The sequence below is a fragment of the Brevundimonas sp. genome, from assembly GCF_023259385.1.
Taxonomy (GTDB): domain Bacteria; phylum Pseudomonadota; class Alphaproteobacteria; order Caulobacterales; family Caulobacteraceae; genus Brevundimonas.
This window is the reverse complement of record NZ_JAHFPF010000248.1, coordinates 1-5,117: the sequence shown is the minus strand read 5'-3', so window position 1 is coordinate 5,117 and position 5,117 is coordinate 1. Positions and strand designations below refer to the sequence as shown.

The window sequence follows — 5,117 nt, the reverse complement described above, 5'->3', positions numbered from 1 at the left end:
CCCCACATGACCCTTCACGCGCCTTACGACCCCGACAACATCTTCGCCAGGATCCTGAAGGGCCAGATTCCGTCGGTGAAGGTGTGGGAGGACGCCGACGTCCTGGTGTTCATGGACGTCTTCCCGCAGTCGGAAGGCCATGTGCTGGTGGTGTCCAAGACCTCGACCGCCCGCAACCTGCTGGAGATCGAGCCCGAAGCCCTCGCAAAGGTCATGGAGGCCACCCGGCGCACCGCCCGCGCGGTCGAGAAGGCGCTGAAGCCCGAGGGCTTCCAGATCCTGCAGTTCAACGGCGAGGCCGGGGGCCAGACCGTCTTCCACCTGCATTTCCATATCGTGCCGCGCTGGGCCGACCGCCCGATGAAGGGCCACGGCCACGCCCCCATGGCCGACACCGAGGCGCTGCGCGCGCTGGCGGACCGCATCGCCGCCGAACTGGAGTGAACGCCGTTCATTGACGCCGGGCGGCGCGAGCGTAGCCTTTCTTCCTCAGCGGACTCATCCGCGGCCTTGGGAGGGGCATCCAATGGGCAAGCTAAACTGGCCGGGCATCCTGGTGGCGACCGTCGTCGCCTTCTTCGTCGGCTTCCTCTGGTACGGCGTGATTTTCGAGGCGCAGTGGAAGACCCTGACCGGCGTCACCGGCGAGGGGGGCGATCCGATGTGGATGCTGGCCGGCCTGGTCCAGACCTTCATCACCATGATCGGCCTGGGCTGGTTCATCGCCCGCGAGGGGTCGGCGGGCTGGAAGGGCGGGCTGAAGATCGGCCTGGTCGCCTGCGTCTGCTTCGCCCTGATGACCTCGGCCTACAACTTCATCTACCAGACCTCGGACATCCGCCTGATCCACATCGACTGGAGCCACCTGCTGGTCATCTACCTGCTGGGCGGGGCGATCATCGGCGGGCTGAAGATCGGCAAGAAGGCCTGACCTGAGGGTGGCCTAGAGCGGCCCGCGGAAGATGAACCACGCCCCGGCGATGATCAGGGCGAAGCCGACGGCGTGGTTCATCGTCAGCTTCTCGCCCAGGAAGGTCACCGAGAAGACGGCGAAGACGATCAGGGTGATGACCTCCTGCATCGTCTTCAGCTCGGCGGCCGAATAGACCTGATGGCCGATGCGGTTGGCGGGCACGGCGAGGCAGTATTCGAAGAAGGCGATGCCCCAGCTGACGATCACCACGATCCACAGCGGCTTGGACCCGAATTTCAGGTGGCCATACCAGGCCAGCGTCATGAAGACGTTGGACGCGACCAGCATGAGCACCGGCGCGATGTGTGGAAAGGATATCGGCACGTATCGACCCCGCTTGCGTCCCGCTCCATGCGCCAGCATAAGGGCCGCCCGTCAAGCGGGACGCCGGCTTAGCTCAGTTGGTAGAGCGCCAGTTTTGTAAACTGGATGTCGCGGGTTCGATTCCTGCAGCCGGCACCATCCCCTGCCCCTTCAGAAGACCAGCCCGGTCCGCGCCTCATGCAGGCGGGCGAAGTGGCGGGCGGCGGCCTCGCCGAACAGCACCGGATCGGCCGAGTGCGCGTCCTCGATCACCGCCAGCACCGCGTCAATGGCGTCCTCGCGCGACGGCGGGCGGTCCTCGGCCAGCCGCTCCAGCAGGGTCAGCAGGGCGTCGCGGCGAAGCAGGGCCTGGGCCTTGAGCACCTTGTCGCCGGCGGCGGCCCGGCGCGGCGGCAGCGGGTCGTTGAAGACCGGAATCTCGAGAAATCCGTCCTCCGCGGGCAGGGCCATGGCGGGCGCGACGGCGGCGGCCTTTCCCTTGCCGCAATGGCGGCAGAGCTCGGCCTGATGGACGTCGGACCACAGGTAGTCGTGGCGGCACGGCGACGGGTTGTTTGGCGACTGCATGATCCGACCCCCGGTTGACAGGGAGATCGACCGCGCGCGGCCGCCTTGTCAACCGGAGTTCGGCGACGGACGCGCCGGGGCTCAGCCTCCGCCCAGCGCCACGGACAGGTGGTAGGTCACGAAGGCGGCCAGATAGGCCAGGCCGAACATGTAGACGACCATAACCCACATCCATTTCCACGAGTTCAGCTCGCGCTTGACCACGCCCAGCGTCGCCACGCACTGCGGGGCGAAGATGTACCAGGCCAGGAAGGCCAGGCCGGTGGCCAGCGACCAGTGCGACGCCAGGGTCGCGCCCAGCAGGCTGGTGGCGCTCTCGGGATCGGCGACGGCGTAGACGGTGCCCAGGGCCGCCACCGCGACCTCGCGCGCCGCCATGCCCGGGATCAGGGCGATGACCATCTGCCAGTTGAAGCCGATGGGTGCGAAGATGGGCTCCAGCGCCCGCCCGATCATGCCGGCGAAGGAGTAGTCGATGGCTGGCTGGGTCGCGCCCTCGGGCGGATAGGGGAAGGTCGCCAGCGCCCAGACGATGACCATCAGCGGCAGGATGATCCGCCCGGCCCGCTCCAGGAAGATGCGGGCGCGGAGCCACAGGTTGAAGGCCACGCTCTTGGGATCGGGCAGCTTGTAGGCGGGCAGCTCCATCATGAAGGGCTCGACCGCGCCCCTCCAGAAGATCTTGCGGATGACGAAGGAGACGATCAGGGCGCTGACGATGCCGGCGGCGTAGAGGCCGAACATCACCAGCCCCTGCAGGCTGAGCACGCCCCACACCTTCTCGTTCGGAATGAAGGCGCCGATGATCAGGACATAGACGGGGATGCGCGCCGAACAGGTCATCAGCGGCGCGACCATGATGGTGGTCAGCCGGTCGCGCTTGGAATCGATCACCCGCGCCGCCATCACGCCGGGAATGGCGCAGGCGAAGCTGGACAGCAGCGGAATGAAGGCCCGGCCGTGCAGCCCCGCCCCGCCCATGACCCGGTCCATCAGGAAGGCGGCCCGGGCCATGTAGCCGAAGTCCTCCAGCAGGAGGATGAACAGGAACAGGATCAGGATCTGCGGCAGGAAGACCAGCACCCCGCCGACGCCCGCGATCAGGCCGTCGACGATCAGGCTCTGCCAGATGCCGTCCGGCATGACGGTGGCGATCCAGGCGCCGAAGCCGCCCAGGACGCCCTCGATGCCGTCCATCAGCGGCGTCGCCCAGGTGAAGACCGCCTGGAACATGACGAACAGCAGGGCGACCAGGATCAGCAGGCCCGCGACCGGGTGCAGCAGCACGCCGTCGATCTTGCCGGTCAGGGTGTCCGGACGCTCGGGCGGCTTGACGCAGGCCTTCATGATGCGCTCGGCCTCGCGGGCCTTGCCGCGCAGGGCGTCGGCGTCCGGAGAGATCCACTCGCTCTCGGCGGTGGCCGACAGGGTCCCGGCGGCGGCGTCGACGGCGGCGATCAGTTCGGCGACGCCCCGGCGGCGCGTGGCCGTGGTCGGGATCACCGGCACGCCCAGTTCAGCCTGAAGCCTCTCCAGATCGATGCGCAGCCCCTGACGCTGGGCGATGTCGTACATGTTGAGCGCCAGCACCATCGGACGCCCGACGGCCTTCAGCTCCAGCACCAGGCGCAGGACCAGGCGCAGGTTGGTGGCGTCGGCCACGGCCACGATCACGTCCGGCGGAACCTCTCCGGCCAGCTTGCCCAGGACGGCGTCGCGCGTGACCTCCTCGTCCGGGCTGCGGGCGCGCAGGGAGTAGGTGCCCGGCAGGTCGAGGACGGTCAGGGCGCGGCCCTCGCCGGTGCGGATGTGGCCTTCCTTCCGCTCGACGGTGACCCCGGCATAGTTGGCGACCTTCTGGTGAGCGCCCGTCAGGGCGTTGAACAGGGCGGTCTTGCCGCTGTTCGGGTTGCCGACCAGGGCGACGCGGGGCGTGCGAACCTGCATGTCCATCAGGCGGCGGTCCCGTCCAGGCGGATCGTCAGGCTGGCGGCCTCGTGACGGCGCAGGGCGACGCGCATGTCGTCGACCTTCATGGCGATGGGATCACGGCCGAACAGGCCCTCGTGCAGCAGCTCCACGCGCGCGCCCTCGACGAAGCCCAGTTCGATCAGGCGGCGCTCCAGTTCGACGGCGTCGCCCTTGTGGTGGCAGTGCTCGCCGACCTGAACGATGACGCCGCGGGCGCCCTTGCGGGCCTCGCTCAGTTTGAGGGTGTCAGACATGGAACTCGTGGAAACGCCGGCGCGAAAAAGGCGCGCCTTTCCTGACAGTGATTATCAGGAGCGACACCTCAGCGTCCACCCCGGCCAAGCGTCGCAGGGCGGTTGTCCGGGCCGGTGTTTGAGCTATCACTGCTCCCGGATTCCGGAGCCTCCTCATGACCCGCCTCGCCCTCGTCCCCGCGCTCTCCCTGGCCGCCCTGCTGGGCCTGTCCGCCTGTAGCGACGGCGGGGCCGGATCGGCCGCGCCCGCCGCGCCGCCGAAGCCGGAACTGACCCCGGCGCAGAAGGCCGTCCTGCTGGCCGCCCTGCCCGCCCCGTACAATCAGGGCGACCTGGACAACGGCCGCCGCGTCTTCGCCCGCTGCCGCTCGTGCCACACGGTGACCGAGGGCGGACCGAACATGACCGGACCGAACCTGTACGGCGTCTTCGGGCGTCAGGCGGGGACCGCGGCCAAGTACAACTATTCGAACGCGGTGAAGACCGCCGGCTTCGTCTGGGACGCCGAAAAGCTGGATCACTGGCTGGAGAACCCGCGTACCTTCCTGCCCGGCAACAAGATGACCTTCCCCGGCCTGCCGGACGCGACCGACCGCCGCGACGTCATCGCCTGGCTGAAGGTCGAGACCGGATACGTTCCGGCGGGGGCTCCGCCGGCGGCTCAATAAAAAGCTATCGTCATCCCGGCCTTCGCTGGGATGACGATAGCAGATTGGCTGGTCCCTACTCCGCCGCCGCCAGGCCCTTGTCGTTGGCGGTGGTCTCCTGGGCTTCCCACTCCTCGATCTTGCGGGCGGTGTATTCCGGCGACTTGGTGAAGCGCGCCAGCACGCCGTAGATCACGGGCACCACGAACAGGGTCAGCAGGGTCGCGAACATGGCCCCGGCGAAGATCACCACGCCGATGGTCTGGCGGCTGCCCGCCCCCGCCCCGTGCCACAACACCAGCGGCAGGGCGCCGAAGGCGGTGGCGATCGAGGTCATGATGATCGGACGCAGGCGCAGGGTCGACGACTCGATGATGGCGT

8 protein-coding genes and 1 tRNA gene are annotated in these 5,117 nt (G+C 68.3%); 4 read left to right on the top strand and 5 right to left on the bottom strand.

All coding sequences use genetic code 11. The features are described from left to right. The first annotated feature begins 6 nt into the window (after positions 1–6). Both Q0C81_RS15775 and Q0C81_RS15770 read left to right on the top strand, forming a co-directional pair. Entirely contained in the window at positions 7–444 is a 438-nt protein-coding gene (locus tag Q0C81_RS15775; RefSeq protein WP_291840063.1) for an HIT family protein, read from the top strand. An 82-nt stretch (positions 445–526) separates the two neighbouring features. After that, positions 527–931, top strand: coding sequence for a DUF1761 domain-containing protein (locus tag Q0C81_RS15770; protein WP_291840060.1), 405 nt, complete (start codon positions 527–529; stop codon positions 929–931). A 12-nt stretch (positions 932–943) separates the two neighbouring features. Here the strand turns inward: Q0C81_RS15770 and Q0C81_RS15765 are convergent, their stop codons facing one another. Beyond that, positions 944–1,297: a DMT family protein gene (locus tag Q0C81_RS15765; RefSeq protein WP_291840059.1), complete on the bottom strand. Its 354-nt coding sequence runs from the start codon at positions 1,295–1,297 to the stop codon at positions 944–946. 62 nt (positions 1,298–1,359) lie between these two features. Here Q0C81_RS15765 and Q0C81_RS15760 point away from each other — a divergent pair. After that, positions 1,360–1,435: transfer RNA gene (locus Q0C81_RS15760), tRNA-Thr, on the top strand. A 12-nt stretch (positions 1,436–1,447) separates the two neighbouring features. Here Q0C81_RS15760 and Q0C81_RS15755 read toward each other — a convergent pair. The 3 genes from Q0C81_RS15755 to Q0C81_RS15745 form a co-directional block, all read right to left on the bottom strand. Then, complete coding sequence (locus Q0C81_RS15755; RefSeq protein WP_291840057.1) at positions 1,448–1,864, bottom strand: hypothetical protein; 417 nt, start codon at positions 1,862–1,864, stop codon at positions 1,448–1,450. A gap of 81 nt (positions 1,865–1,945) precedes the next feature. Next, a complete protein-coding gene (locus tag Q0C81_RS15750; protein ID WP_291840054.1) occupies positions 1,946–3,817 on the bottom strand; it encodes a ferrous iron transporter B in 1,872 nt (623 codons plus the stop codon). Then, positions 3,817–4,089 (bottom strand): FeoA family protein, encoded by a 273-nt coding sequence (locus tag Q0C81_RS15745; protein ID WP_291840050.1) that lies wholly within the window; start codon positions 4,087–4,089, stop codon positions 3,817–3,819. Before Q0C81_RS15745 ends, Q0C81_RS15750 begins: the two co-directional genes overlap by 1 nt. A gap of 155 nt (positions 4,090–4,244) precedes the next feature. Here Q0C81_RS15745 and Q0C81_RS15740 point away from each other — a divergent pair, with 155 nt between their 5' ends. Continuing rightward, on the top strand, positions 4,245–4,757 hold the full coding sequence (locus Q0C81_RS15740) for a cytochrome c family protein (RefSeq protein ID WP_291840048.1): 513 nt from the start codon (positions 4,245–4,247) through the stop codon (positions 4,755–4,757). 55 nt (positions 4,758–4,812) lie between these two features. Here the strand turns inward: Q0C81_RS15740 and Q0C81_RS15735 are convergent. Next, a partial coding sequence (locus Q0C81_RS15735) for an efflux RND transporter permease subunit (protein ID WP_291840045.1) occupies positions 4,813–5,117 on the bottom strand: 305 nt, incomplete at its 5' end.

Bases quoted from the DNA above. Each gene is read 5' to 3' on its own strand.
- Q0C81_RS15750 (WP_291840054.1), bottom strand. From the start codon at position 3,817: ATGGACATGCAGGTTCGCACGCCCCGCGTCGCCCTGGTCGGCAACCCG.
- Q0C81_RS15770 (WP_291840060.1), top strand. From the start codon at position 527: ATGGGCAAGCTAAACTGGCCGGGCATCCTGGTGGCGACCGTCGTCGCC.
- Q0C81_RS15775 (WP_291840063.1), top strand. From the start codon at position 7: ATGACCCTTCACGCGCCTTACGACCCCGACAACATCTTCGCCAGGATC.
- Q0C81_RS15740 (WP_291840048.1), top strand. From the start codon at position 4,245: ATGACCCGCCTCGCCCTCGTCCCCGCGCTCTCCCTGGCCGCCCTGCTG.
- Q0C81_RS15745 (WP_291840050.1), bottom strand. From the start codon at position 4,089: ATGTCTGACACCCTCAAACTGAGCGAGGCCCGCAAGGGCGCCCGCGGC.
- Q0C81_RS15755 (WP_291840057.1), bottom strand. From the start codon at position 1,864: ATGCAGTCGCCAAACAACCCGTCGCCGTGCCGCCACGACTACCTGTGG.